Genomic DNA, 25,810 nt, shown 5'->3' on the forward strand with positions numbered 1-25,810 from the left:
CAGGGGAAACGCTGCCCTCATCTGCCAAACTGACAGGAAGCGGAAGAGATGGACCAGGACACTATGCCCAAAGCGTTCGATGTCGAGGCAGTGCGGCGCGATTTTCCGATCCTGTCACGCGAGGTCTATGGCAAGCCGCTGGTCTATCTGGACAATGGTGCGTCCGCGCAGAAGCCGCAGGCGGTCATCGACGCGGTGTCCGAGGCTTACTCGACCACCTATGCCAATGTTCATCGCGGGCTGCATTTCCTCTCCAATGCCGCCACCGACGCTTATGAGGCCGCGCGCGAAACGGTGCGCGACTACCTGGGAGCCGAAAGCACCGATCAGATCATCTTCACCAAGGGAGCGACCGAGGCGATCAACGCAGTCGCCTATGGCTATGCAATGCCGCGCATCGGCGAAGGTGACGAAATTGCGCTGTCGGTGATGGAGCATCACTCCAATATCGTGCCATGGCATTTCCTGCGGGAGCGGCAGGGCGCGAAGCTCAACTGGATTCCCGTCGAGGATGATGGTTCCATTGCAATGGAAGCCTTCGAGGCGAGCCTGACCGAGCGCACGAAACTTGTTGCCATCACGCATATGTCGAACGTGCTTGGCACGGTCAATCCGGTGAAGGAGATGATCGCGATCGCTCATGCGCGGGGTATCCCCGTGCTGGTCGATGGCAGCCAGGCGGCAGTGCATATGCCGGTCGACATGCGCGACCTTGATTGCGACTTTTACGTCTGCACTGGTCACAAGCTTTACGGGCCTTCGGGCATCGGTGTGCTCTACGGGAAGAAACATCTTCTGGAAGAGATGCGTCCCTTCCAGGGCGGCGGCGAGATGATCGAGGATGTCTCGGTCGACGGCGTTACCTATAACGACCCGCCACATCGCTTCGAGGCAGGCACGCCGCCTATCGTGCAGGCTATCGGCCTTGGTGCCGCGCTTCGCTATGTGCAGGGTGTGGGGCGCGAAGCCATAGCACAGCATGAGGCGGAGCTTTCCCGCTATGCGCATGAGCAGCTTCATGGCATCAACAGCCTGCGCATCATCGGTGAAGCGCCGGGGAAGGGCGCGATCATATCCTTCGAGCTTGAAGGCATTCACGCACATGATGTGGCAATGGTCATCGACCGTTCCGGTGTGGCGGTACGTGCAGGCACTCATTGCGCGCAGCCGCTTCTGAAGCGTTTTGGCGTGACCTCGACATGTCGTGCCTCATTCGCCATGTATAATACGAAGCAGGAAGTGGACGCGCTGGTGGAAGCGCTCGACAAGGCACGAAAGTTTTTTGGATAGCGATATGACGGACATGGTCGAAAACACCTCGGTGCCGAGCACCGACGAGCCGGTCAAGACGGAGCCGAACGCCAATTCCGCGATTCCGCAGGAAGAACTGGCGCGGCTGAGCGACGATATCATCAGCGCTCTGAAAACGGTTTATGACCCGGAGATACCCGCCGACATCTACGAACTCGGCCTGATCTACAAGATCGACATCGAGGATGACCGGTCGGTAAAGATCGAGATGACGCTGACCGCACCGGGCTGTCCGGTCGCAGGCGAAATGCCCGGCTGGGTGGAAAATGCCGTCAGCACGGTCGAGGGTGTCAGCGATGTCGAGGTTTCCATGACCTTCGACCCACCATGGACGCCGGACCGCATGTCCGAAGAAGCGCAGGTTGCCGTCGGCTTTTACTGATCTGCCCTTGTCGGCAGAAGTCCCGATCGCCATCTTGTGCAAAGCAACCTTCCGCGAGTCTTTCACCTCGCCGTGAATGGAGAATGATATGGGCCGCTTTCAGGTAATTTCTCTCACCGACGCTGCTGCAACCCGTGTGCGCGAAATCGTTGACGCACGTGAAGATGCGGCAGGCGTGCGCGTGGGTATCAAGAAAGGTGGCTGTGCAGGCATGGAGTATACGGTAGACCTCGTCACCGAGCCCAACCCCGCGGACGATCATGTCGAACATGAAGGCGCACATGTCTATGTGGCGCCAGAGGCTGCGCTATTCCTGCTGGGCACTCAGATGGATTTCGAAGTGACGACGCTTCGCACCGGTTTCGTCTTCAACAATCCGAACCAGAGTTCAGCATGTGGCTGTGGCGAGTCGGTCGAGTTGAAGCCTGCGGATCTCAAGGCGCTGGCCGAAGCCCGCGCACAGAATGCGTGATCCAGACGGTCGCAATCAGCTGCTGATACTGGCACAAACCGGCGAGTGATCGCCGGTTCTACGGTTTCAGACCTTGCCCGGGACCTTCATGAAGTCGGGGATATTGTCACCAAATCCTATGGGGGCATCATCGTCGCGATTGCGCGCCCTGGACTTGCTGTTAGAAGCCTTGATCGCGCTCTTGCGCTCCTCACGTGGCTTTTCAATCTTCTCTTCCGCCGCAACTTCAGGAGTTTTGGCTTCCTGAGGGGTATCAGCCTCGCTGGATGCGGAGGGCTTGCGCTTGCGGGTACGGGTATTGCGTGAGTCTTCGGAAGTGCTCTTGCCGCCGGCCTTCTTGCCACGCTGCGGCTTCTCATCGCCCTGATCCTCCGCCTCGAGCGTGGACAGGTCGCCATCGAGCCACTCGACGTCCTCACCGATCAGTTTCTCGATGGAATCGAGATATTTCGCGTCGCCCTTGGCGACCAGGGTGAAAGCCTTGCCAGAACGACCCGCCCGTCCCGTTCGACCGATGCGGTGCACATAGTCATCGGCGTGAGTGGGAATGTCGTAGTTGATGACGTGGCTCACGTCAGGAATATCAAGTCCGCGTGCGGCAACATCAGATGCGACCAGCAAGGACAATTTCCCTTTTCGGAAATTGTCGAGCATCATCATGCGCGCGCGCTGGTCCATGTCGCCATGCAATGCGCCGGCATCGAACTCATGGCGTGCCAGCGACCGGAAAAGCGTGGCAACTTCCGACTTGCGATTGCAGAAAATGATCGCGTTTTTCAACTGATCGCCTTCGCCGCGGATCAACTCACGCAGACGCGCGCGCTTGGCCCAGGGCTTGGAACCCGTCTTCACCAGTTTCTGGGTGATGTTGATGTTCGTGGAAGCGGGCTTTGCCACCTCGACACGTACCGGCGCCTGAAGAAACTGCTGCGTCAGCTTGGTGATCTCGGGCGGCATTGTCGCCGAGAAGAAAAGCGTCTGGCGGGTAAAGGGGATCAGTTTGCAGATGCGCTCGATGTCGGGGATGAAGCCCATGTCCAGCATGCGGTCGGCTTCGTCGATGACGAAGATGTCCACGCCTGTCAGGAGCAGCTTTCCGCGCTCGAAGTGATCGAGCAGGCGACCGGGTGTGGCGATGAGAACATCCGCGCCACGCTCCAGCTTCTTTTCCTGCTCATCAAATGAAACTCCGCCGATGAGCAGCGCGATGTTCAGCCGATGGTTCTTGCCGTATTTGATGAAGTTTTCTTCGACCTGGGCGGCAAGTTCACGCGTCGGCTCCAGGATCAGCGTACGCGGCATGCGGGCACGCGCGCGGCCACGTTCCAGACGTGTCAGCATGGGAAGAACAAAGGAGGCGGTCTTGCCTGTTCCCGTCTGGGCTATGCCCAGAACATCCTTGCCTTCAATTGCATGGGGTATCGCACCCGCCTGGATGGGCGTGGGCGTTGTGTAACCTGCATCGGTAACAGCCGAAAGAACCTTGGGTGAAAGGCCGAGTTCGGCAAATGTCACAGCTTCCTGTGCGGTTTTATTGTCTTCTGACACGAATTAGCTGTCTTTGCTTCTCAACAAAAAAGAGGATGAACGCTATGCGGCAGACCGGATGGGTGATCCGTGTTGGGGCCTAGAGCGTGCCTGACGCATTGTCAACCACAGTATAAACAGGTCTGGCGCACGAATATATCCAAATCGCTCTGCCTGGGCATTCTTTTACGAGAATGTTTAATGTCGCCATCCGGTTCCGCGGATGTAGTTACCATCCTCAATAGCGAAATTGTTCGGAGAGAATACGCTCGTCCCAGGAATGGCTCGCATCGAACATTACTGTAACGGTCAGATCATGGGACTCGCGCACGCGCACGCGCTGTACCGATTTTATCTCGGTGTGATCTGCCACCGCGTTCACCGGGCGCTTTTGCGGTTCGAGGATCTCGAAATCAACGGTGGACTGGTTGGGAAGCAGTGCGCCGCGCCAGCGCCTCGGTCGGAAGGGGCTGACGGGGGTGAGCGCCAGAAGCGGTGCGTCCAGCGGCAGGATCGGACCTTGTGCGGAAAGATTGTAGGCGGTGGAGCCGGCGGGCGTGGCCACCATCACTCCGTCACAGATGAGCTCTTCCAGACGTTCCTTCTCGTCGATTGCGATCCTGATCTTTGCCGCCTGATAGGACTGGCGCAGCAATGAGACTTCGTTGATGGCAAGAGCCTTGTGGCTGAGGCCTTCTGCATCGGTTGCGGTCATTTCCAGCGGGCGTATCGTTTCGGGAACGGCTGCGGCGATGCGCTCCCGCAAGCCTTCCTCGCGATATTCATTCATCAAGAAACCGATCGTGCCGCGATTCATGCCATAGATGCGCTTGCCGCTGCCCATCGTGTCACGCATCGTTTGCAGCATGAAGCCGTCACCGCCCAAAGCCACGATGATGTCGGCATCCGCCAGCTTTTCCTGCCCATAAAGCGCGGAAAGCCGTGCCGCGGCCTCACGGGCATCCTCCGTTTCCGCCGAGACAAAGGTTATCGCTGCAGGAAATTCTGACATTGAAAGTTGTGTCCCGGTCTATCCAAGCGAAAGGCGGTTATCGCCTAGCACGCGTAAAAGCTGCTGCAAAGCGCGACACCGGCGCGACTAGACCTGCAGATAAAGCACAGAAACCATTTCCAAAGACGAAACTTTTTGCTATGCGCACGCCACTGCCCTTGTAGCTCAGTTGGTAGAGCACCTGATTTGTAATCAGGGGGTCGCGGGTTCGAATCCTGCCGGGGGCACCATTTCTGGAAATTTCCGCGCCTATCTGATCCGCTCAGCCCTTCAGCGCCTGCCGTGCTATGTACAGCGATACGGCTGCTGCGTTGGATACGTTGAGCGAACGGATCGCGCCTGGCATGTCGAGACGGGCGAGGGCGGTAACCGTTTCGCGCGTCTTCTGGCGCAGGCCTTTTCCTTCAGCTCCAAGGACCAGGGCGATCTTCCCGCCTTCCAAGGTTCCTTCCAGCGGTTCGGGGCCTTCCGAATCCAAACCGACCGTCTGGAAGCCGGCAGCGTGAAGTTCCTCAATCGCATTGGCGAGATTTCGAACCTCTATATGATCGATATGCTCAAGGGCTCCCGATGCCGATTTGGCGAGAACGCCTGATTCGGCAGGGCTGTGCCTTGTCGTTGTCACCAATGCGTCCACGTTAAATGCGACGGCCGAACGCATGATGGCCCCCACATTGTGTGGATCGGTGACCTGGTCGAGAACAAGGACGAGGCTGGCCCTGCCCAACTCGCTGAGCGCCTTGGCCTTGCGGCGATGGGCTTCGACGACCACGCCCTGGTGTACGGCCTCGCTGCCCACCAATGCATCGATTGCCTTCGGCTCCACGAGTTCTGCGGGATAGGGCAGGGCGTGCAGGTCCCCGAGCTCCAGCCTTTGGGCGGCATTGCGGGTGACAAACATGCGCAGGATCTTGCGCGAGGGATTGTCGAGCGCGGCCCGAACCGTGTGAAGGCCGTAGAGGCGCACCTGGTGCTCTGGCAGGTCAGGCGCGCTTGGTGCCGTGACCTGCTTGCGTTCGCGATGGGCCCGCCTGAGGCGCGCATAGTGGCTGTCTTTGGCCGAGCCGGCCTTCTTCTCATCTGTCATGATCCAACGCCTATAAACGATGAGGCCGCCGCCTGCCATCAGGCTGTTGGGCGAGGCGGCAAAATTTTATCCACGGAGTGCTGTCACACGGTTGACAGAAGAAGTCGTCCTCGCCATAACGCGCCTCGCAGACGGGCCGAGGCCAGAACCGAGGCCCAGACGCACAAGTAGCTCGCTACACGGTTCCGGTTCCGGAGGGGTGTCCGAGTGGTTAAAGGAGACGGACTGTAAATCCGTTCGCTATGCGTACGCTGGTTCGAATCCAGCCCCCTCCACCACCGGCCGGACCTGAGCGAGTTGCCCTCCAAGCGTTAAGCGAAAGGGGGCTGTTCACGCTGTACGCGGGTATAGCTCAATGGTAGAGCAGCAGCCTTCCAAGCTGAATATGCGGGTTCGATTCCCGCTACCCGCTCCAGATGCTCCGATCACTAGAAGTGGTTTTGATTGCCGGGCCGGGCATGGCTTTTTGCGCGTTCGGCATTCGCGAACGGCTGAATGATGCATGCCCCCTTGTTTTTTTCGGCCATAGCCGCTAATCGCCCCCGCATCTGCAATTCCAACCACGCCGCCTAAGGGAAATAAGATGGCCAAAGGTAAATTTGAGCGTACGAAGCCGCATGTGAACATCGGGACGATCGGTCACGTCGACCACGGCAAGACGTCTCTGACGGCCGCGATCACCAAGTATTTTGGTGAATTCCGCGCCTATGACCAGATCGATGGTGCACCTGAAGAGAAGGCACGCGGTATCACGATCTCGACGGCGCACGTCGAGTACGAGACGGAAGCGCGTCACTACGCTCACGTCGACTGCCCGGGCCACGCCGACTATGTGAAGAACATGATCACCGGTGCGGCACAGATGGACGGCGCGATCCTGGTTTGCTCGGCCGCTGACGGCCCGATGCCGCAGACCCGCGAGCACATCCTTCTTGCCCGTCAGGTTGGCGTTCCGGCCATCGTTGTCTTCCTGAACAAGGTTGACCAGGTTGACGATGCCGAGCTTCTCGAGCTGGTTGAGCTTGAGGTTCGCGAGCTTCTGTCGTCCTACGACTTCCCCGGCGACGACATTCCGATTGTCAAGGGTTCGGCTCTTGCTGCTCTCGAAGACTCCAACAAGGAGATCGGTGAAGACGCAATCCGCGCTCTGATGAAGGAAGTCGACGCCTATATCCCGACGCCTGAGCGTCCGGTTGACCAGCCCTTCCTGATGCCGATCGAAGACGTCTTCTCGATCTCCGGCCGTGGTACGGTTGTGACGGGTCGCGTCGAGCGCGGCATCATCAAGGTTGGCGAGGAAGTCGAGATCGTCGGCATCCGCGACACCACGAAGACGACGGTTACGGGCGTCGAGATGTTCCGCAAGCTGCTCGACCAGGGCCAGGCCGGCGACAATATCGGTGCTCTGATCCGCGGTATCGACCGTGAGGGCGTTGAGCGCGGCCAGGTTCTTTGCAAGCCGGGTTCTGTTACCCCGCACACGAAGTTCAAGGCAGAAGCCTACATCCTGACCAAGGAAGAGGGTGGCCGTCACACGCCGTTCTTCACCAACTACCGTCCGCAGTTCTACTTCCGCACGACGGACGTGACCGGTGTTGTTTCGCTGCCGGAAGGCACGGAAATGGTGATGCCTGGCGACAATGTCACCGTTGACGTCGAGCTGATCGTGCCGATCGCCATGGAAGAGAAGCTGCGCTTCGCTATCCGTGAAGGCGGCCGCACCGTCGGTGCCGGCATCGTGGCATCCATCACCGAGTAATCTCAACTCGATGTGGTAAGGATCAGGGGCGGGCCGCGAGGCTCGCCCTTTTCCGTTGGAGCAAATTTCGTCATGTTGCGGACATATCTACTTTTGCTTCCGCTGCTGATATTGCCGGTCTGCCTTTCGTCCGTCATTCCGGCAAATTCGGATGTAAAATGTCCTGAACGACCGGCATGTCGTGGCTGTGGTTGCAAGGGTGGGCCAGGCTATCGTGGGCCCGACGGCAAGTGTGTCGGTTTCAAGGACCTCAATGAGAAATGCGGAGCATATCCGCATCCGCGCTGTGTTTTCGAGAATGCGCCGGGGACCGGTGCCAACAGCTACTGCGCACTTCACTGAGATCGGAAAATTTCTTCAGGAAATAGCCCCGCGATGGCCTTCGGACTCTGGACAATGCCGGCAGGGCGTAATATTGAACCGCCGTCGCAGCGCAATGCGCGCGGCAAAGGGGTATAGCTCAGTTGGTAGAGCGGCGGTCTCCAAAACCGCAGGTCGGGGGTTCGAGCCCCTCTGCCCCTGCCATTTTCCCCACACGAGAAGCGCTATCCCTTAAAAGCCTCTTGCGCGTTGGGGGAATCGCAATTATGTAGAGCGGCAGACAGGCGGTGCGTGGAGCTGGCGAGCAGCTTTACGCGCCTTTGTTGCATGTGTGGAATACGGCAGCGATTCGCTAGGCCTATTTTGCATCCACCGGGTTGATCCGGGCGGTTACAAGATCCGGAGCAAATCCGGACGCTACAGAATAAAGAGCGGCATATGGCGTCGAAGACCACTAATCCATTTACGTTCCTGCAGCAGGTGCGGTCGGAAACTGCCAAAGTGACTTGGCCGTCGCGGCGCGAGACACTTATCTCGACCCTTATGGTTATCGCCTTTGCGGCGCTGGCTGCGATTTTCTTCTTTGCCGCTGACCAGTTGATGGCGTGGGCAATCGAGCTGATCCTGCAGATCGGCAGCTGAGCGCCACCAACGAACAGGAGTATTTTTTGAGATGACTGCGCGTTGGTACATCGTCCACGCTTATTCGAATTTCGAGAAGAAAGTTTCCGAATCGATCGAAGAGCAGGCTCGCCAGAAGGGCTTGAGCCACGAGATCGAGCAGGTTGTCGTTCCGACCGAGAAGGTTGTCGAGGTGCGTCGCGGTCGCAAGGTTGACGCCGAGCGCAAGTTCTTTCCCGGCTATGTCCTGGTGAAGGCCAATCTGACCGATGCCGTGTTCTCGATGATCAAGAACACGCCGAAGGTCACCGGCTTTCTTGGGGATTCCAAGCCGGTACCGATCACGCAGGCCGAAGCCGACCGTATCCTGAATCAGGTTCAGGAGGGTGTCGAGCGTCCGAAGCCTTCGATCAGCTTCGAGATCGGCGAGCAGGTGCGCGTCTCCGATGGTCCCTTCGCTTCCTTCAGCGGCTATGTGCAGGAAGTCGACGAGGAGCGTTCGCGCCTCAAGGTAGAGGTTTCGATCTTCGGGCGTGCAACGCCTGTGGATCTGGAATTCGATCAGGTCGAAAAGCTCTGATTGGATTGTCCGACCTCAGGTCGGGCTGAAACGGTGGAAGGTGGCTGCGGCTTTAGCCGGTTGCAGTGCAAGCCGAACCACCAAACTGCAACCGCCCCAACCGGAAACCGGTTGGGCAAATGATAGGGCAGATTAGAGATGGCTAAGAAAGTTGCAGGCCAGCTCAAGCTTCAGGTTCCCGCCGGGTCGGCTACGCCGTCGCCCCCGATCGGTCCTGCGCTTGGTCAGCGTGGCATCAACATCATGGAGTTCTGCAAGGCGTTCAATGCGCAAACGCAGGAAGCCGAGAAGGGTTCCCCGATTCCTGTAGTGATTACATACTATCAGGACAAATCCTTCACCTTCACCATGAAGACGCCGCCGGTGAGCTACTTCCTCAAGAAGGCCGCCAACCTGAAGTCCGGTTCCAAGGAGCCAGGCAAGGCTTCGGCAGGTCAGATTTCGCGGGACAAGGTGCGTGAGATCGCGGAAGCCAAGCTTAAGGATTTGAACGCGAATGATGTGGATGCGGCCATGCGTATGGTCGAAGGTTCCGCTCGTTCCATGGGCCTTGAAGTGGTGGGCTGAAGATATGGCGACGAAACTTGCAAAGCGCGTGGCCAAGAGCCGCGAAGGTATCGACCGCAACAAGCAGTACAGCCTTGATGAAGCCGTCGCGCTTCTGAAGGAGCGTGCGACCGCGAAGTTCGACGAGACCGTCGAAGTTGCGATGAATCTGGGCGTTGACCCGCGTCATGCCGACCAGATGGTCCGCGGCGTTGTGAACCTGCCGAACGGCACGGGCCGCAATGTACGTGTTGCCGTCTTCGCTCGCGGCGACAAGGCCGAGGAAGCAAAGGCTGCCGGTGCCGACATCGTGGGTGCGGAAGATCTGGTCGAAACCGTCCAGAAGGGCGAGATCGACTTTGATCGCTGCATTGCCACGCCTGACATGATGCCGCTGGTCGGTCGTCTTGGTAAGGTGCTTGGACCGCGCGGCATGATGCCGAACCCGAAGGTCGGTACGGTGACGCCGGATGTGGCTTCTGCCGTCAAGGCTTCCAAGGGCGGTGCCGTAGAGTTCCGCGTAGAGAAGGCCGGTATCGTTCATGCAGGCGTTGGCAAGGCTTCCTTCGATGCCAATGCGATCGCCGAGAACATCCGCGCTTTCGCTGATGCTGTGATCAAGGCCAAGCCTACGGGTGCGAAGGGCAACTACCTCAAGCGTGTTGCGCTCACCACCACGATGGGCCCGGGCCTCAAGATCGACCCGTCGACGCTCAGCGCGTCCTGATGAATTGCGGGGCCTCTCGCCCCGCCGAAGAATTCCGGGCCGGAAACGGCTCGGAATGTCAGAGGAAACTCTGGCAAATCCTGTCCGAGATTGCAGGCGGCTCGCCTTAATTCATATGGGCCTGCATGAGACGGGTGCGAACCGGATTTCGCCGCGCATGCGGCAAATGAAAGTTCGGACCGTGTATGCCTTTTGTCCTTGCGTCTTCGGGCGTGGCGAAAGGGGGCAGGATCCTCGAACGTCGTTCGGGTGATCCGATGGATGACCCGTTCGGCAAAAGGCAACCCGGCGGCTGGGTTCTACTCACCCGTCGTCAAATGGAGAAAGGCTGTGGAAAGAGCGGAAAAACGCGAATTCGTCACGAGCCTGAACGAGGTGTTTCAGAACACCGGTTCGGTCGTCGTGGCCCACTATGCCGGACTGACCGTCGCGCAGATGAACGATCTTCGTTCGAAGATGCGTGAGGCGGGCGGTACCGTCAAGGTCGCGAAGAACCGTCTTGCCAAGATCGCTCTTCAGGGAACGCCATCCGAGGGTATCCAGGCGCTGTTCGAAGGACAGACCTTGATCGCCTATTCGGATGATCCGGTTGCTGCTCCGAAGGTCGCCAACGATTTCGCCAAGGCCAATGACAAGCTTGTCATCCTCGGCGGTTCGATGGGTCCGACCGTGCTCGATGCTGATGGTGTGAAGGCTCTGGCCACCATGCCGTCGCTGGACGAGCTCAGGGCGAAGATTGTCGGCATGATCAATACGCCGGCAACCCGGATTGCACAGGTCGTCAACGCACCGGCAGGAAATCTTGCCCGCGTGTTCGGCGCCTATTCCCGGAAGGACGAGGCGGCGTGAGGCCGTTCCTCAATCAATACACGAAGTTCGAACTTTTAAAGGAAGTGAAAAATGGCTGATCTCGAAAAGATCGTTGAAGACCTTTCGAACCTGACCGTCCTCGAGGCGGCTGAGCTCTCGAAGATGCTCGAAGAGAAGTGGGGCGTTTCTGCCGCTGCTCCTGTTGCAGTTGCTGCTGCTGGTGGCGCTGCTGCCGGCGGTGAAGCTGCTGAAGAGAAGACCGAGTTTGACGTGATCCTCACCGATGCCGGTGCACAGAAGATCAACGTCATCAAGGAAGTCCGTGGCATCACCGGCCTGGGCCTGAAGGAAGCGAAGGACCTCGTTGAGGGCGCTCCGAAGGCAATCAAGGAAGGCGTTGCCAAGGACGAAGCTGAGAAGATCAAGAGCCAGCTCGAAGGTGCCGGCGCCAAGGTCGAGCTCAAGTAATATGGATGCGGCCTGCGGAAACTCTTCCGCGGGCCGCGCCCATTGACGTTTTACGGAAGCCTCTTTCCCAAAGGCCGGACCAACGGCCTTTGGGAAACGGGTTTTCACCCGTTTTGATCAGCCGTCACAGACGGCGCGGACGATGGCAGGCAAGCCAGGCAGGCAAGGAGCGACGATGGCCCAGACCCTCACATTCAACGGTCGCAGGCGCGTACGCAAATTTTTCGGTAACATTCCGGAAGTTGCGGAGATGCCCAACCTCATCGAGGTTCAGAAGGCATCATATGATCAGTTTCTCATGGTGGACGAGCCGGAGGGCGGACGTGCGGATGAAGGTCTGCAGTCGGTCTTCAAATCGGTTTTCCCGATCCAGGATTTTGCCGGTACGGCGATGCTCGAATTCGTCAAATACGAATTCGAGGCCCCCAAGTTCGACGTTGACGAGTGCCGCCAGCGCGACCTCACCTATGCAGCGCCGCTCAAGGTGACGCTGCGCCTCATCGTTTTCGATGTGGACGAGGACACGGGCGCGAAGTCCATCAAGGACATCAAGGAGCAGGATGTCTATATGGGCGACATGCCGCTCATGACGGACAACGGCACCTTCATCATCAACGGTACCGAGCGCGTGATCGTGTCGCAGATGCACCGCTCGCCGGGCGTCTTCTTCGATCACGACAAGGGCAAGTCCCATTCCTCGGGCAAGCTGCTTTTCGCCGCTCGCGTGATTCCGTATCGTGGTTCCTGGCTCGACATCGAATTCGATGCCAAGGACGTGGTGCATGCACGTATCGACCGTCGCCGCAAGATTCCAGCGACATCGCTTCTGATGGCGCTTGGCATGGATTCGGAAGAAATCCTGTCGACCTTCTACAACCAGCTGACCTTCCGTCGCGACAAGGATGGCTGGCGCATTCCCTTCTCCGCCGACCGTTTCCGCGGCATCAAGGCAACGACCGACATGGTCGATGCCGATACGGGCGAGGTTGTTGTCGAGGCGGGCAAGAAGATCACCGCACGTCAGGCACGTCAGCTGGAAGAGAAGGGCCTGAAGGCCATTCGCGCCACCGAGGAAGACCTTCTTGGCAACTATCTCGCCGAGGATATCGTCAATCCGATGACGGGTGAGATCTTCCTCGAGGCCGGTGACGAAATCGACGACAAGACCCTCAAGGTCCTGCTCGAGACGGGTGAGGAAGAGGTTCATTTCCTCGACATCGACCACGTGAATATCGGCGGTTACATCCGCAACACGCTGGTTGCCGACAAGAACGAGAGCCGCCAGGACGCGCTGTTCGACATCTACCGTGTGATGCGCCCGGGCGAGCCGCCGACGCTCGAGACGGCAGAGGCGATGTTCAACTCGCTGTTCTTCGACGCAGAACGTTATGACCTTTCGGCAGTCGGTCGCGTGAAGATGAACATGCGTCTGGGCGTCGAGTGCCCGGATACGGTTCGTGTCCTTCGCAAGGAAGACATCGTTGAAGTCGTGCGTACGCTTGTAGAACTGCGCGATGGCAAGGGCGAGATCGACGATATCGACAATCTCGGCAACCGCCGTGTGCGTTCGGTCGGCGAGCTAATGGAGAACCAGTATCGTCTGGGTCTGCTGCGCATGGAGCGCGCGATCAAGGAGCGCATGTCTTCGATCGAGATCGACACGGTCATGCCGCAGGATCTCATCAATGCGAAGCCTGCCGCTGCTGCCGTTCGCGAGTTCTTCTCGTCCTCGCAGCTCTCGCAGTTCATGGATCAGACGAATCCGCTGTCCGAAATCACGCATAAGCGCCGCCTGTCGGCACTTGGACCGGGTGGTCTGACGCGTGAGCGTGCAGGTTTCGAGGTACGCGACGTTCACCCGACCCATTACGGCCGTATCTGCCCGATCGAGACGCCGGAAGGCCCGAATATCGGTCTGATCAACTCGCTTGCCACCTTCGCCCGCGTCAACAAATATGGCTTCATCGAAAGCCCGTATCGCAAGATCGTTGACGGCAAGGTCACGCAGGACGTGGTCTATCTCTCAGCCATGGAAGAGGCCAAGCACTATGTGGCTCAGGCCAATGCCTCGCTGAACGACGATGGCACTTTCGCCGATGAGTTCGTGATCTGCCGCCACTCCGGCGAAGTGCTCATGACACCGCGTGAGAATGTCGACCTCATGGACGTTTCGCCGAAGCAGCTCGTTTCGGTTGCGGCCGCGCTCATTCCGTTCCTCGAGAACGATGACGCCAACCGCGCGCTCATGGGTTCGAACATGCAGCGTCAGGCCGTGCCACTGGTTCGTGCAGAGGCACCGTTTGTCGGTACCGGTATGGAGCCCATCGTGGCACGCGATTCCGGTGCTGCGATTGCTGCACGCCGCACGGGTGTGGTCGATCAGGTGGATGCGACCCGTATCGTTATCCGCGCGACCGAAGATGTCGATGCTTCCCAGTCGGGCGTGGACATCTATCGCCTGATGAAGTTCCAGCGTTCCAACCAGAACACCTGCGTCAACCAGCGTCCGCTGGTTCGCGTTGGCGATCATGTGAACAAGGGCGACATCATCGCAGACGGTCCGTCGACCGATCTCGGTGATCTGGCTCTGGGCCGCAACGTGCTCGTCGCGTTCATGCCCTGGAACGGCTACAACTACGAGGACTCCATCCTCCTGTCCGAACGTATCGTTCGCGATGACATCTTCACCTCGATCCATATCGAGGAATTCGAGGTCATGGCTCGCGACACCAAGCTTGGACCGGAAGAGATCACCCGCGACATCCCGAATGTCTCGGAAGAAGCTCTCAAGAACCTGGATGAGGCCGGCATCACCTATATCGGTGCCGAGGTTCAGCCAGGCGATATCCTGGTGGGCAAGATCACTCCGAAGGGTGAGAGCCCAATGACGCCGGAAGAGAAGCTTCTGCGCGCCATCTTCGGTGAGAAGGCATCGGATGTGCGTGACACCTCCATGCGTATGCCGCCCGGCACCTATGGTACCGTTGTCGAGGTTCGCGTCTTCAATCGCCACGGCGTTGAGAAGGACGAGCGCGCGATGGCCATCGAGCGCGAAGAGATCGAACGTCTTGCAAAGGACCGCGATGACGAGCAGTCGATCCTCGACCGCAACGTCTACTCACGCCTTGCAGAGATGCTCGATGGCAAGTCGGCTATTGCCGGACCGAAGGGCTTCAAGAAGGGCACGACGGTTACTTCGGAGATCCTTGAGGAATATCCGCGTTCGCAGTGGTGGCAGTTCGCCGTTGAGGACGAGAAGCAGCAGAGCGAGCTTGAGGCTCTTCGTGCACAGTACGACGAGTCCAAGAGCCAGCTCGAGCATCGCTTCATGGACAAGGTCGAGAAGGTCCAGCGCGGTGACGAGATGCCTCCGGGCGTCATGAAGATGGTCAAGGTCTTCGTCGCCGTAAAGCGCAAGATGCAGCCCGGCGACAAGATGGCTGGCCGTCATGGCAACAAGGGTGTCGTGTCGCGCATCGTTCCTGTCGAGGACATGCCGTTCCTCGAAGACGGCACGCATGCAGACATCGTTTTGAACCCGCTTGGCGTGCCTTCGCGCATGAATGTCGGACAGATCCTCGAGACGCATCTCGGCTGGGCCTGTGCCGGCATGGGCAAGAAGATCGGCGATCTGATCGAAGCCTACAAGGAAAGCGGCGACATCAAGCCGCTGCGCGAGACGATCGAAAGCGTCATTCCTGACAATGACCGCAACGAGCCGGTCCGTCAGTATGACGACGAGAGCATCGTGCGCCTTGGCGAGCAGATGAAGCGCGGTGTCTCCATTGCGACGCCGGTCTTCGACGGTGCGCATGAAGCGGACGTCAACGAGATGCTGGAACAGGCGGGTCTGCATTCGAGCGGACAGTCCCAGCTCTATGACGGCCGTACGGGTGAGCCATTCGACCGCAAGGTCACGATGGGCTACATCTACATGCTGAAGCTGCATCACCTTGTCGATGACAAGATCCATGCTCGCTCGATCGGTCCATACTCGCTCGTCACCCAGCAGCCGCTTGGTGGTAAGGCGCAGTTCGGTGGTCAGCGCTTCGGTGAGATGGAGGTCTGGGCACTTGAAGCCTACGGTGCGGCCTATACCTTGCAGGAGATGCTGACCGTCAAGTCGGATGACGTGGCCGGTCGTACCAAGGTGTATGAGGCGATCGTGCGTGGTGATGACACGTTCGAGGCAGGCATTCCCGAGAGCTTCAACGTTCTCGTCAAGGAAATGCGTTCGCTTGGCCTCAATGTCGAGTTGGAAAACTCGGGCTTCAGCACCAGCCAGGCACAGGAACTGCCGGACGCTGCCGAATAAGGATTGGGCGCCGCGAGCCTTCTCGCGGCGCCATCGCCCTTCGCAAGGGCTGGCCTTTGGCCAAGGGAATTGGACCGGTGAGGCGGTGGCGGCCGTCAGCACCGCAGATGACAAGGGACAAAGCGTCCCGCAAAGGAGATCGGCATGAACCAAGAGGTCATGAATCTTTTCAACCCTCAGGCGCCGGCACAGACATTCGATTCAATCCGGATCTCGCTCGCGAGCCCGGAAAAGATCCTGTCCTGGTCTTTCGGTGAGATCAAAAAGCCCGAAACCATCAATTACCGTACGTTCAAACCAGAACGTGACGGTCTTTTCTGCTCGCGTATCTTCGGTCCCATGAAGGACTACGAGTGCTTGTGCGGCAAGTACAAGCGCATGAAGTACAAGGGCGTCATCTGTGAGAAGTGCGGCGTCGAAGTCACGCTTTCGCGTGTGCGTCGTGAGCGCATGGGCCATATCGAGCTTGCCGCACCGGTTGCTCACATCTGGTTCCTGAAGTCGCTGCCTTCGCGCATCGGTACGCTGCTCGACATGACGCTCAAGGACATTGAGCGCGTTCTCTATTTCGAGAACTACATCGTGACCGAGCCGGGCCTGACGGCTCTGAAGGAAAACCAGCTTCTTTCCGAAGAAGAGTACATGCTCGCCGTTGACGAGTATGGCGAGGATTCCTTCACCGCAATGATCGGTGCCGAGGCGATCCATCATCTTCTGGAATCGATGGAACTGGAGAAGATCGCGGGCGACCTGCGTTCCGAACTTGCTTCAACGACGTCCGAACTGAAGCAGAAGAAGCTTCTCAAGCGCCTCAAGGTCGTCGAGAACTTCCTGGAATCCGGCAATCGTCCCGAGTGGATGATCATGAAGATCGTTCCGGTGATCCCGCCGGATCTGCGTCCGCTCGTACCGCTGGACGGCGGTCGTTTCGCGACGTCCGATCTGAACGATCTCTATCGCCGCGTGATCAACCGTAACAACCGTCTGAAGCGCCTGATCGAGCTTCGTGCGCCGGGCATCATCATCCGCAACGAGAAGCGCATGCTTCAGGAGGCGGTTGATGCGCTGTTCGACAATGGTCGTCGCGGTCGCGTCATCACCGGTGCCAACAAGCGTCCGCTGAAGTCGCTCTCCGACATGCTCAAGGGCAAGCAGGGTCGCTTCCGCCAGAACCTGCTTGGCAAGCGCGTCGACTATTCCGGCCGTTCGGTCATCGTGACCGGTCCGGAACTCAAGCTGCACCAGTGCGGCCTGCCGAAGAAGATGGCGCTCGAGCTCTTCAAGCCCTTCATCTATGCCCGTCTTGACGCCAAGGGATACTCCTCGACCGTCAAGCAGGCCAAGAAGCTGGTCGAGAAGGAAAAGCCGGAAGTCTGGGATATCCTTGATGAGGTGATCCGCGAGCATCCGGTTCTCCTGAACCGCGCGCCCACGCTTCACCGTCTCGGCATCCAGGCGTTCGAGCCTGTGCTGATCGAAGGCAAGGCCATCCAGCTGCATCCGCTCGTCTGTACGGCATTCAATGCCGACTTCGACGGTGACCAGATGGCTGTTCACGTGCCGCTGTCGCTCGAAGCGCAGCTTGAAGCACGCGTTCTCATGATGTCGACGAACAACATCCTGCATCCGGCTTCGGGCGCACCGATCATTGTTCCGTCGCAGGATATGGTTCTGGGTCTCTATTACCTGTCCATCATGAACCAGAACGAGCCGGGCGAGGGGATGGCATTCGCCGATATGGGCGAGCTGCACCACGCGCTAGAGAACAAGGTCGTCACGCTTCACACGAAGATCAAGGGCCGGTTCAAGACGGTTGACGAGAACGGCAATCCGGTCTCGCAGATCCATGAGACCACGCCTGGCCGCATGATCATCGGCGAACTTCTGCCGAAGAACCACAATGTTCCCTTCGACATCTGCAATCAGGAGATGACGAAGAAGAACATCTCCAAGATGATCGACACGGTCTATCGTCACTGCGGTCAGAAAGAGACGGTTATCTTCTGTGACCGTGTCATGCAGCTTGGCTTCGGCCATGCATGCCGCGCGGGCATCTCCTTCGGCAAGGATGACATGGTCATTCCGGATACCAAGGAGAAGCTGGTCTCCGAGACCGAGGCGCTCGCGAAGGAATATGAGCAGCAGTACAATGACGGTCTGATCACTCAGGGCGAGAAGTACAACAAGGTCGTCGACGCCTGGGCCAAGTGCTCGGAGAAGGTCGCCGACGAGATGATGAAGCGCATCAAGGCTATCGAGTTTGACGAGAACGGTCGTCAGAAGCAGATGAACTCCATCTACATGATGTCCCACTCCGGTGCCCGTGGTTCGCCGGCGCAGATGCGCCAGCTCGGCGGCATGCGCGGCCTCATGGCCCGTCCGGATGGCTCCATCATCGAGACGCCGATCATCTCGAACTTCAAGGAAGGCCTGACCGTGATGGAGTACTTCAACTCCACCCACGGCGCACGCAAGGGTCTTGCCGATACCGCTCTGAAGACGGCAAACTCGGGTTATCTTACCCGCCGCCTCGTCGACGTTGCGCAGGATTGCATCGTCGTCACGCCGGACTGCGGTACCGAGAAGGGCCTGACCATGCAGCCCATAGTGGATGCCGGTCAGGTGGTTGCCTCCATCGGCCAGCGCGTTCTCGGTCGCACCTCGCTTGACGACATTCTGCATCCGGCAACGGGTGACGTGCTCGTCAAGGCAGGCACACTCATCGACGAGCGCGATGTCGAAGCCATCGAGACCGCAGGCGTCCAGTCGGTCCGCATTCGTTCCGCACTGACCTGCGAAGTGCGCAACGGTGTCTGCGCGGTCTGCTACGGCCGTGACCTTGCACGCGGCACGCCGGTCAATATCGGTGAGGCTGTCGGTGTCATCGCCGCCCAGTCCATCGGTGAGCCCGGCACCCAGCTGACCATGCGTACCTTCCACGTTGGTGGTACGGCACAGGTCGTGAACCAGTCCTTCCTCGAGGCTTCCTTCGAGGGTACGGTCAAGATCCGCAACCGCAATGTTGTCCGCAACTCCGAGGGCCACCTCGTTGTCATGGGCCGCAACATGGCCGTTCTGATCATGGACGAGCAGGGCGCAGAGCGTGCCTCGCACCGACTGACCTATGGTTCGCGTCTGTATGTCGACGACGGCGACAAGGTGAAGCGCGGTCAGCGTATCGCCGAGTGGGATCCCTATACCCGCCCGATGCTCACCGAGGTCGAGGGTACGGTTGCGTTCGAGGATCTGGTGGATGGTGTTTCCGTTCAGGAGACGACCGACGAATCCACCGGCATCACGAAGCGTGAGGTCATCGACTGGCGTTCGACGCCACGCGGTACCGATCTCAAGCCGGCCATGACGATCCTCGACTCCAAGGGCAAGGTCGCAAAGCTCGCCCGTGGCGGTGATGCGCGGTTCCTGCTCTCGGTTGAGACCATCCTTTCGGTCGAGCCTGGTGCAAAGGTTGCGCCTGGTGACGTGATCGCGCGTATTCCGACGGAAAGTGCCCGTACCAAGGACATCACCGGTGGTCTGCCGCGTGTTGCCGAACTGTTCGAGGCACGTCGTCCGAAGGATCACGCGATCATCGCCGAGATCGACGGTACTGTCCGGTTCGGCCGGGATTACAAGAACAAGCGCCGCATCATCATCGAGCCACATGACTCGACCCAGGAGCCTGTTGAATATCTGATCCCGAAGGGCAAGCCGTTCCATCTGCAGGATGGTGACCAGATCGAGAAGGGTGACTACATCCTCGACGGCAACCCGGCACCGCATGACATCCTGGCGATCAAGGGCGTGGAGGCTCTGGCTTCCTACCTCGTCAACGAGATCCAGGAAGTCTATCGACTGCAGGGCGTGCTGATCAACGACAAGCACATCGAGGTGATCGTTCGCCAGATGCTGCAGAAAATCGAGGTGACGGCACAGGGCGACTCGACCTATATCCCCGGCGATCACGTCGACTCCGTCGAATTCGACGAGGTCAACGAGCGTCTGGTGGAAGAGGGCAAGAAGCCTGCCGAAGGTCAGCCGGTTCTGCTCGGTATCACCAAGGCATCGCTGCAGACGCCGTCCTTCATCTCGGCCGCTTCGTTCCAGGAGACCACGCGTGTCCTTACCGAGGCTGCAGTCGCCGGCAAGATCGACACCCTGCAGGGTCTGAAGGAAAACGTGATCGTGGGCCGCCTGATCCCGGCTGGTACCGGTGGTGCCATGAGCCAGGTCCGTCGCATCGCACGTTCGCGTGACGACCTGATCCTCGACGAGCGTCGCAAGACGTCGGGTGCAGAAAGTGCCGACCCGATGCTTGCCGACATGTCGGGCGCACAGTCCGGGGCTGCCGAATAATAGGCAGCTCAGCGAGCTACAAATCAAAAGGCCGCCGGAGCTTTGCTTCGGCGGCCTTTTTCATTGGTCGGCAGTTCGAGCCGGTCTGTGGCGCGCTGGCTATTCGTCGTCGTCGAAGGTAACGATCGCGATCTCGCCCTCGGTAGCTCCTTGCCAGGCAGACTGGTGGGGTTCTTCATCCGGTGGGCCTTCCATCTCGCCGATCTGATCAAGCTCGGCTTCCGCATAGCCCTCCTCGGAGAGCGCTTCGAGGGCCATGCGAACGGCGGTGTCTTCATCTGGCGCCATGAGGAGGATGTGGACACCCTCGGGCTTCTTGCTGCCTTCACGCCAGGCGCGACCGACAATGATGCTGACGGGGTGGATGTCCTGTTCTTCCATACGTGATTCTGCCTTTTCATATTCGCGGCGATTCTCAGGCCCTACGGCCGGGCTCATTTCAGGCATATAGCGGCTGATCTGAAGTTAAAAGGGCAGGGCGGCAGGCTTGAGGGGTTAAAAAAGTGCTAATTTGCGCCAGGCAGGCTGGAATTATCGTCTTCCCATAACGATATCAGGCGCGACGGGGTTGACGATTGGCGATGTTAAGCGTAATACCCGCCTCGTCTGAGCCGATGTGAGGCTTTCCATTTTCAGAGCGACGCGCTCCGAAGCTGGCCTCAAACAGGGTTCGTTTTTACGAGCGACAGACCATCCGGCGCATGAAGCGGGCAACTGCTTCCTCTGCTTTTGTTCGGGCGAGACCGTGTATCACGGTTTGCGGCCCGAATTTGCGTATGGTCACCTGGCGCTTGGAGTTAGCGAACCCGTTCGCAAGAGACACGAGATTTGTAACAAGGGAAGGTTTGATGCCGACCGTAAGCCAGCTGATCCGCAAGCCGCGCCAAGCGCCGGTGAAGCGTAATAAGGTTCCCGCCATGCAGGCAAACCCGCAGAAGCGGGGCGTTTGCACGCGCGTTTATACGACTTCGCCTAAGAAGCCCAACTCGGCAATGCGCAAGGTCGCAAAGATCCGGCTCGCCAATGGCTTCGAGGTGATTGGTTATATTCCCGGTGAGGGTCATAACCTTCAGGAGCACTCCGTGGTCATGATCCGCGGCGGTCGCGTGAAGGATCTTCCGGGCGTTCGCTACCACATCATCCGTGGTGTGCTCGATACGCAGGGCGTGAAGAGCCGCAAGCAGCGCCGCTCCAAATATGGCGCCAAGCGTCCGAAGTAAGGTTGTCCGGCGCTGGTGCCTCATGGCGCCAGGCTACGAAGGTGAGAGACGAAAGATATGTCCCGACGTCACCGTGCAGAAAAGCGCGAGATCAACCCGGATCCGAAATTCGGCGATGTGGTTGTGACCAAGTTCATGAACGCCATCATGCTCGACGGCAAGAAGTCTGCTGCTGAGCGTATTGTTTACGGCGCATTCGACAGCGTTGAAGAGAAGATGAAGCAGGAGCCTGTCGCCATCTTCCATCAGGCGCTCGACAATGTTGCGCCGCATGTTGAGGTTCGCTCCCGCCGCGTTGGTGGTGCAACCTATCAGGTTCCGGTCGATGTTCGTCCTGAGCGCCGTCAGGCCCTGGCGATCCGCTGGCTGATTGCTGCTGCGCGCAAGCGCAATGAGACGACCATGGTTGATCGCCTGTCGGGTGAGCTGCTTGACGCTGCCAATAATCGCGGTACCGCCGTGAAGAAGCGTGAAGACACCCACAAGATGGCTGAGGCCAACCGCGCATTCTCGCATTACCGCTGGTAATGACGGGCACGGATTGAAGAGGTAACGACGATGGCCCGCGAATATAAGCTCGAAGATTACCGTAATTTCGGTATCATGGCGCATATCGACGCCGGTAAGACGACGACGACCGAGCGCATCCTGTTCTACACGGGTAAGTCGCACAAGATCGGTGAAGTTCATGATGGTGCAGCCACCATGGACTGGATGGAGCAGGAGCAGGAGCGTGGCATCACGATCACCTCTGCTGCTACGACCACCTTCTGGGAAGGCCGTGACGGCAAGAAGCGCCGTTTCAACATCATTGATACGCCCGGACACGTTGACTTCACCATCGAAGTCGAGCGCTCCCTGCGCGTTCTCGACGGTGCCATCGCTCTTCTCGATGCGAATGCCGGTGTCGAGCCGCAGACGGAGACCGTCTGGCGCCAGGCCGACAAGTATCATGTCCCGCGCATGATCTTTTGTAACAAGATGGACAAGATCGGTGCGGACTTCTATCGCTCCGCCGAGATGGTCAAGTCGCGTCTTGGTGCAACGCCTGTTGTGATGCAGCTGCCGATCGGCGCTGAAAACGACTTCGCCGGCGTTATCGACCTGATCGAGATGAAGGCCCTTGTGTGGCAGTCCGAAAATCTCGGCGCCGCCTGGGATATCGTCGAGATCCCGGCCGACATGCAGGCCAAGGCTGAAGAGTATCGCGAGCAGCTGATCGAGACGGCTGTCGAGATGGATGAAGCCGCGATGGAGCGTTATCTGGAAGGCGAAATGCCCTCCAATGACGAACTGCGCAAGCTGATCCGCAAGGGCACCATCGAGGTCAAGTTCTTCCCGATGTTCTGTGGCTCTGCCTTCAAGAACAAGGGTGTTCAGCCGCTTCTCGACGGTGTTGTGGACTTCCTGCCTTCTCCGCTCGAAGTTCCGGCCATCAAGGGTGTTGATCCCAAGACCGAGGGCGAGATCTCCCGCAAGTCCTCTGATGAAGAGCCGCTTTCCATGCTGGCCTTCAAGATCATGAACGACCCGTTCGTTGGCTCGCTGACCTTCTGCCGCATCTATTCCGGTGTTCTGAACAAGGGCGTTTCGCTCCAGAACACGGTCAAGGACAAGCGCGAGCGTATCGGCCGCATGCTGCAGATGCACTCCAACTCCCGTTCGGATCTTGAAGTTGCATATGCCGGTGACATCGTTGCCCTGGCTGGCCTCAAGGAGACCACGACGGGTGATACGCTTTGCGATCCGCTGAAGCCGGTTATCCTCGAGCGCATGGAATTCCCCGATCCGGTCATCCAGATCGCGATCGAGCCGAAGACCAAGGGCGACCAGGAAAAGATGGGCCTCGCGCTCAACCGTCTGGCTGCAGAAGATCCGTCCTTCCGCGTCAAGTCCGACGAGGAATCCGGTCAGACCATCATCGCCGGCATGGGCGAGCTTCACCTCGACATCATCGTTGATCGTCTGAAGCGTGAGTTCAAGGTCGAAGCGAATGTTGGTGCGCCTCAGGTTGCTTACCGTGAGACCATCACCAAGGCAGCCGAGATCGACTACACCCACAAGAAGCAGTCGGGTGGTTCGGGTCAGTTCGCTCGCGTCAAGATCATCTTCGAGCCGAACACCGAGAGCGAAGAGTTCGAGTTCGAATCCAAGATTGTCGGTGGTTCCGTTCCCAAGGAATACATCCCCGGCGTTCAGAAGGGTATCGAGAGCGTTCTGTCTTCCGGTCCGGTTGCAGGCTTCCCGATGCTCGGCGTGAAGGCAACGCTCGTCGATGGTGCCTACCATGACGTAGACTCCAGCGTTCTCGCCTTCGAAATCGCGGCACGTGCTGCCTTCCGTGAGGGTGCTCAGAAGGCTGGTGCACAGCTTCTCGAGCCGATCATGAAGGTCGAGGTCGTGACGCCTGAGGAATATGTGGGCAGCGTGATCGGTGACCTGAATGGCCGTCGTGGCCAGATTCAGGGCCAGGAACCACGCGGCATCGCCACCGTGATCAACGCGATGGTGCCGCTGGCCAACATGTTCAAATACGTGGACAACCTGCGTTCGATGTCTCAGGGCCGCGCCCAGTACACGATGCAGTTCGACCACTACGAGCCGGTGCCGACCGCAGTGGCTCAGGAAATCCAGAAGAAATACGCGTAAGCCTCAGGCGCGCGCCAGTAACACAGGCCTGTAAAAGGCAAGAAAGAAACGGAGACCTCACATGGCCAAAGGTAAATTTGAGCGTACGAAGCCGCATGTGAACATCGGGACGATCGGTCACGTCGACCACGGCAAGACGTCTCTGACGGCCGCGATCACCAAGTATTTTGGTGAATTCCGCGCCTATGACCAGATCGATGGTGCACCTGAAGAGAAGGCACGCGGTATCACGATCTCGACGGCGCACGTCGAGTACGAGACGGAAGCGCGTCACTACGCTCACGTCGACTGCCCGGGCCACGCCGACTATGTGAAGAACATGATCACCGGTGCGGCACAGATGGACGGCGCGATCCTGGTTTGCTCGGCCGCTGACGGCCCGATGCCGCAGACCCGCGAGCACATCCTTCTTGCCCGTCAGGTTGGCGTTCCGGCCATCGTTGTCTTCCTGAACAAGGTTGACCAGGTTGACGATGCCGAGCTTCTCGAGCTGGTTGAGCTTGAGGTTCGCGAGCTTCTGTCGTCCTACGACTTCCCCGGCGACGACATTCCGATTGTCAAGGGTTCGGCTCTTGCTGCTCTCGAAGACTCCAACAAGGAGATCGGTGAAGACGCAATCCGCGCTCTGATGAAGGAAGTCGACGCCTACATCCCGACGCCTGAGCGTCCGGTTGACCAGCCCTTCCTGATGCCGATCGAAGACGTCTTCTCGATCTCCGGCCGTGGTACGGTTGTGACCGGTCGTGTCGAGCGCGGCATCATCAAGGTTGGCGAGGAAGTCGAGATCGTCGGCATCCGCGACACCACGAAGACGACGGTTACGGGCGTCGAGATGTTCCGCAAGCTGCTCGACCAGGGCCAGGCCGGCGACAATATCGGTGCTCTGATCCGCGGTATCGACCGTGAGGGCGTTGAGCGCGGCCAGGTTCTTTGCAAGCCGGGTTCTGTTACCCCGCACACGAAGTTCAAGGCAGAAGCCTACATCCTGACCAAGGAAGAGGGTGGCCGTCACACGCCGTTCTTCACCAACTACCGTCCGCAGTTCTACTTCCGCACGACGGACGTGACCGGTGTTGTTTCGCTGCCGGAAGGCACGGAAATGGTGATGCCTGGCGACAATGTGACCGTTGACGTCGAGCTGATCGTGCCGATCGCCATGGAAGAGAAGCTGCGCTTCGCTATCCGTGAAGGCGGCCGCACCGTCGGTGCCGGCATCGTGGCATCCATCACCGAGTAATCTGGGGCAGCATCCGGCGCGGCGCGGCAGAAGCCCGCGCCGCAGCGGAGAAGGAAACGAAGAATGATGAACGGACAAAATATCCGTATCCGCCTCAAGGCTTTCGATCACCGGGTGCTCGATTCCTCGACCCGCGAGATCGTGTCTACGGCAAAGCGCACTGGTGCGAATGTGCGTGGGCCCATCCCGCTGCCGACGCGCATCGAGAAGTTCACGGTGAACCGTTCGCCGCATATCGACAAGAAGAGCCGTGAGCAGTTCGAAATGCGCACGCATAAGCGTCTTCTGGATATCGTCGATCCAACCCCGCAGACGGTCGACGCGCTTATGAAGCTCGATCTGGCTGCCGGCGTGGACGTCGAGATCAAGTTGTAGGCGGAAGACATTAGGTGAGGAACCCGCGATAGGTTGCT

Annotated in this window: 21 protein-coding genes and 4 tRNA genes; 21 read left to right on the forward strand and 4 right to left on the reverse strand. The window is 58.9% G+C overall.

Features of this window, described 5'->3' with window-relative positions:
* The first annotated feature begins 48 nt into the window (after positions 1-48).
* The 3 genes from EL18_RS04550 to sufA all read left to right on the forward strand — a co-directional run bounded on the left by EL18_RS04550 (position 49) and on the right by sufA (position 2,165).
* Positions 49-1,290, forward strand: coding sequence for a cysteine desulfurase (locus EL18_RS04550; protein ID WP_036480233.1), 1,242 nt, complete (start codon positions 49-51; stop codon positions 1,288-1,290).
* 13 nt (positions 1,291-1,303) lie between these two features.
* On the forward strand, positions 1,304-1,693 hold the full coding sequence (locus EL18_RS04555) for an SUF system Fe-S cluster assembly protein (RefSeq protein ID WP_152553026.1): 390 nt from the start codon (positions 1,304-1,306) through the stop codon (positions 1,691-1,693).
* Between the two features lie 88 nt (positions 1,694-1,781).
* Positions 1,782-2,165, forward strand: a complete 384-nt coding sequence (gene sufA / locus EL18_RS04560) for a Fe-S cluster assembly scaffold SufA (RefSeq protein ID WP_036480238.1) — start codon at positions 1,782-1,784, stop codon at positions 2,163-2,165.
* Between the two features lie 66 nt (positions 2,166-2,231).
* Here sufA and EL18_RS04565 read toward each other — a convergent pair whose 3' ends face one another.
* Complete coding sequence (locus EL18_RS04565) at positions 2,232-3,713, reverse strand: DEAD/DEAH box helicase (RefSeq protein WP_036480241.1); 1,482 nt, start codon at positions 3,711-3,713, stop codon at positions 2,232-2,234.
* 217 nt (positions 3,714-3,930) lie between these two features.
* Positions 3,931-4,704 carry an NAD kinase gene (locus tag EL18_RS04570; protein WP_036480243.1) on the reverse strand — a complete coding sequence of 258 codons (774 nt, stop codon included), beginning with the start codon at positions 4,702-4,704 and terminating at the stop codon, positions 3,931-3,933.
* 154 nt (positions 4,705-4,858) lie between these two features.
* Between EL18_RS04570 and EL18_RS04575 the strand changes: the two genes are divergently transcribed.
* Positions 4,859-4,934: transfer RNA gene (locus tag EL18_RS04575), tRNA-Thr, on the forward strand.
* A gap of 32 nt (positions 4,935-4,966) precedes the next feature.
* Here EL18_RS04575 and EL18_RS04580 read toward each other — a convergent pair.
* The gene (locus EL18_RS04580; RefSeq protein ID WP_036483976.1) at positions 4,967-5,791 is read right to left on the reverse strand and encodes a TrmH family RNA methyltransferase; all 825 of its coding nucleotides are present in this window, start codon (positions 5,789-5,791) and stop codon (positions 4,967-4,969) included.
* A 193-nt stretch (positions 5,792-5,984) separates the two neighbouring features.
* On the opposite strand from EL18_RS04580, the gene EL18_RS04585 reads away from it, so the two are divergent.
* The 12 genes from EL18_RS04585 (at position 5,985) to rpoC (ending at position 20,291) form a co-directional block, all read left to right on the forward strand.
* Positions 5,985-6,069: transfer RNA gene (locus tag EL18_RS04585), tRNA-Tyr, on the forward strand.
* A gap of 63 nt (positions 6,070-6,132) precedes the next feature.
* A tRNA-Gly gene (locus tag EL18_RS04590) sits at positions 6,133-6,206 on the forward strand.
* A 168-nt stretch (positions 6,207-6,374) separates the two neighbouring features.
* Positions 6,375-7,550, forward strand: a complete 1,176-nt coding sequence (gene tuf, locus EL18_RS04595) for an elongation factor Tu (protein ID WP_036480246.1) — start codon at positions 6,375-6,377, stop codon at positions 7,548-7,550.
* A gap of 449 nt (positions 7,551-7,999) precedes the next feature.
* A tRNA-Trp gene (locus tag EL18_RS04600) sits at positions 8,000-8,075 on the forward strand.
* Positions 8,076-8,309: 234 nt separating this feature from the next.
* Complete coding sequence (gene secE / locus EL18_RS04605; protein WP_036480250.1) at positions 8,310-8,513, forward strand: preprotein translocase subunit SecE; 204 nt, start codon at positions 8,310-8,312, stop codon at positions 8,511-8,513.
* Between the two features lie 31 nt (positions 8,514-8,544).
* The gene (gene nusG / locus EL18_RS04610; RefSeq protein ID WP_036480265.1) at positions 8,545-9,072 is read left to right on the forward strand and encodes a transcription termination/antitermination protein NusG; all 528 of its coding nucleotides are present in this window, start codon (positions 8,545-8,547) and stop codon (positions 9,070-9,072) included.
* A 138-nt stretch (positions 9,073-9,210) separates the two neighbouring features.
* On the forward strand, positions 9,211-9,639 hold the full coding sequence (gene rplK, locus EL18_RS04615; RefSeq protein ID WP_036480267.1) for a 50S ribosomal protein L11: 429 nt from the start codon (positions 9,211-9,213) through the stop codon (positions 9,637-9,639).
* Between the two features lie 4 nt (positions 9,640-9,643).
* Positions 9,644-10,345 carry a 50S ribosomal protein L1 gene (rplA, locus tag EL18_RS04620; protein WP_036480269.1) on the forward strand — a complete coding sequence of 234 codons (702 nt, stop codon included), beginning with the start codon at positions 9,644-9,646 and terminating at the stop codon, positions 10,343-10,345.
* 330 nt (positions 10,346-10,675) lie between these two features.
* Positions 10,676-11,194: a 50S ribosomal protein L10 gene (gene rplJ, locus EL18_RS04625; protein WP_036480271.1), complete on the forward strand. Its 519-nt coding sequence runs from the start codon at positions 10,676-10,678 to the stop codon at positions 11,192-11,194.
* 51 nt (positions 11,195-11,245) lie between these two features.
* Positions 11,246-11,623 (forward strand): 50S ribosomal protein L7/L12, encoded by a 378-nt coding sequence (rplL, locus tag EL18_RS04630; protein WP_036480273.1) that lies wholly within the window; start codon positions 11,246-11,248, stop codon positions 11,621-11,623.
* A 175-nt stretch (positions 11,624-11,798) separates the two neighbouring features.
* Positions 11,799-15,938, forward strand: coding sequence for a DNA-directed RNA polymerase subunit beta (gene rpoB / locus EL18_RS04635; protein ID WP_036480275.1), 4,140 nt, complete (start codon positions 11,799-11,801; stop codon positions 15,936-15,938).
* A 144-nt stretch (positions 15,939-16,082) separates the two neighbouring features.
* Positions 16,083-20,291, forward strand: a complete 4,209-nt coding sequence (rpoC, locus tag EL18_RS04640) for a DNA-directed RNA polymerase subunit beta' (RefSeq protein ID WP_036480277.1) — start codon at positions 16,083-16,085, stop codon at positions 20,289-20,291.
* A gap of 99 nt (positions 20,292-20,390) precedes the next feature.
* Here rpoC and EL18_RS04645 read toward each other — a convergent pair whose 3' ends face one another.
* Positions 20,391-20,672, reverse strand: a complete 282-nt coding sequence (locus EL18_RS04645; RefSeq protein ID WP_036483979.1) for a hypothetical protein — start codon at positions 20,670-20,672, stop codon at positions 20,391-20,393.
* Between the two features lie 467 nt (positions 20,673-21,139).
* Here EL18_RS04645 and rpsL point away from each other — a divergent pair, with 467 nt between their 5' ends.
* The 5 genes from rpsL to rpsJ all read left to right on the forward strand — a co-directional run bounded on the left by rpsL (position 21,140) and on the right by rpsJ (position 25,772).
* Positions 21,140-21,511 carry a 30S ribosomal protein S12 gene (gene rpsL / locus EL18_RS04650; RefSeq protein WP_036480279.1) on the forward strand — a complete coding sequence of 124 codons (372 nt, stop codon included), beginning with the start codon at positions 21,140-21,142 and terminating at the stop codon, positions 21,509-21,511.
* A gap of 57 nt (positions 21,512-21,568) precedes the next feature.
* Complete coding sequence (gene rpsG, locus EL18_RS04655) at positions 21,569-22,039, forward strand: 30S ribosomal protein S7 (RefSeq protein WP_036480281.1); 471 nt, start codon at positions 21,569-21,571, stop codon at positions 22,037-22,039.
* A 30-nt stretch (positions 22,040-22,069) separates the two neighbouring features.
* Entirely contained in the window at positions 22,070-24,160 is a 2,091-nt protein-coding gene (gene fusA / locus EL18_RS04660; RefSeq protein ID WP_036480284.1) for an elongation factor G, read from the forward strand.
* 61 nt (positions 24,161-24,221) lie between these two features.
* Positions 24,222-25,397 carry an elongation factor Tu gene (gene tuf, locus EL18_RS04665; RefSeq protein WP_036480246.1) on the forward strand — a complete coding sequence of 392 codons (1,176 nt, stop codon included), beginning with the start codon at positions 24,222-24,224 and terminating at the stop codon, positions 25,395-25,397.
* 66 nt (positions 25,398-25,463) lie between these two features.
* Positions 25,464-25,772: a 30S ribosomal protein S10 gene (gene rpsJ / locus EL18_RS04670; RefSeq protein WP_036483982.1), complete on the forward strand. Its 309-nt coding sequence runs from the start codon at positions 25,464-25,466 to the stop codon at positions 25,770-25,772.
* Positions 25,773-25,810 lie beyond the last annotated feature (38 nt).

Origin of the sequence: Nitratireductor basaltis, from assembly GCF_000733725.1 — a bacterium.
Taxonomy (GTDB): Bacteria; Pseudomonadota; Alphaproteobacteria; order Rhizobiales; family Rhizobiaceae; genus Chelativorans; species Chelativorans basaltis.

What these genes read in the sequence shown, in the direction of transcription:
- EL18_RS04550 (WP_036480233.1), top strand. Translation starts at nt 49, where the DNA reads ATGGACCAGGACACTATGCCCAAAGCGTTCGATGTCGAGGCAGTGCGG.
- EL18_RS04555 (WP_152553026.1), top strand. Translation starts at nt 1,304, where the DNA reads ATGGTCGAAAACACCTCGGTGCCGAGCACCGACGAGCCGGTCAAGACG.
- sufA (WP_036480238.1), top strand. Translation starts at nt 1,782, where the DNA reads ATGGGCCGCTTTCAGGTAATTTCTCTCACCGACGCTGCTGCAACCCGT.
- EL18_RS04570 (WP_036480243.1), bottom strand. Translation starts at nt 4,704, where the DNA reads ATGTCAGAATTTCCTGCAGCGATAACCTTTGTCTCGGCGGAAACGGAG.
- EL18_RS04580 (WP_036483976.1), bottom strand. Translation starts at nt 5,791, where the DNA reads ATGACAGATGAGAAGAAGGCCGGCTCGGCCAAAGACAGCCACTATGCG.
- tuf (WP_036480246.1), top strand. Translation starts at nt 6,375, where the DNA reads ATGGCCAAAGGTAAATTTGAGCGTACGAAGCCGCATGTGAACATCGGG.
- secE (WP_036480250.1), top strand. Translation starts at nt 8,310, where the DNA reads ATGGCGTCGAAGACCACTAATCCATTTACGTTCCTGCAGCAGGTGCGG.
- nusG (WP_036480265.1), top strand. Translation starts at nt 8,545, where the DNA reads ATGACTGCGCGTTGGTACATCGTCCACGCTTATTCGAATTTCGAGAAG.
- rplK (WP_036480267.1), top strand. Translation starts at nt 9,211, where the DNA reads ATGGCTAAGAAAGTTGCAGGCCAGCTCAAGCTTCAGGTTCCCGCCGGG.
- rplA (WP_036480269.1), top strand. Translation starts at nt 9,644, where the DNA reads ATGGCGACGAAACTTGCAAAGCGCGTGGCCAAGAGCCGCGAAGGTATC.
- rplL (WP_036480273.1), top strand. Translation starts at nt 11,246, where the DNA reads ATGGCTGATCTCGAAAAGATCGTTGAAGACCTTTCGAACCTGACCGTC.
- rpoB (WP_036480275.1), top strand. Translation starts at nt 11,799, where the DNA reads ATGGCCCAGACCCTCACATTCAACGGTCGCAGGCGCGTACGCAAATTT.
- rpoC (WP_036480277.1), top strand. Translation starts at nt 16,083, where the DNA reads ATGAACCAAGAGGTCATGAATCTTTTCAACCCTCAGGCGCCGGCACAG.
- EL18_RS04645 (WP_036483979.1), bottom strand. Translation starts at nt 20,672, where the DNA reads ATGGAAGAACAGGACATCCACCCCGTCAGCATCATTGTCGGTCGCGCC.
- rpsL (WP_036480279.1), top strand. Translation starts at nt 21,140, where the DNA reads ATGCCGACCGTAAGCCAGCTGATCCGCAAGCCGCGCCAAGCGCCGGTG.
- rpsG (WP_036480281.1), top strand. Translation starts at nt 21,569, where the DNA reads ATGTCCCGACGTCACCGTGCAGAAAAGCGCGAGATCAACCCGGATCCG.
- fusA (WP_036480284.1), top strand. Translation starts at nt 22,070, where the DNA reads ATGGCCCGCGAATATAAGCTCGAAGATTACCGTAATTTCGGTATCATG.
- tuf (WP_036480246.1), top strand. Translation starts at nt 24,222, where the DNA reads ATGGCCAAAGGTAAATTTGAGCGTACGAAGCCGCATGTGAACATCGGG.
- rpsJ (WP_036483982.1), top strand. Translation starts at nt 25,464, where the DNA reads ATGAACGGACAAAATATCCGTATCCGCCTCAAGGCTTTCGATCACCGG.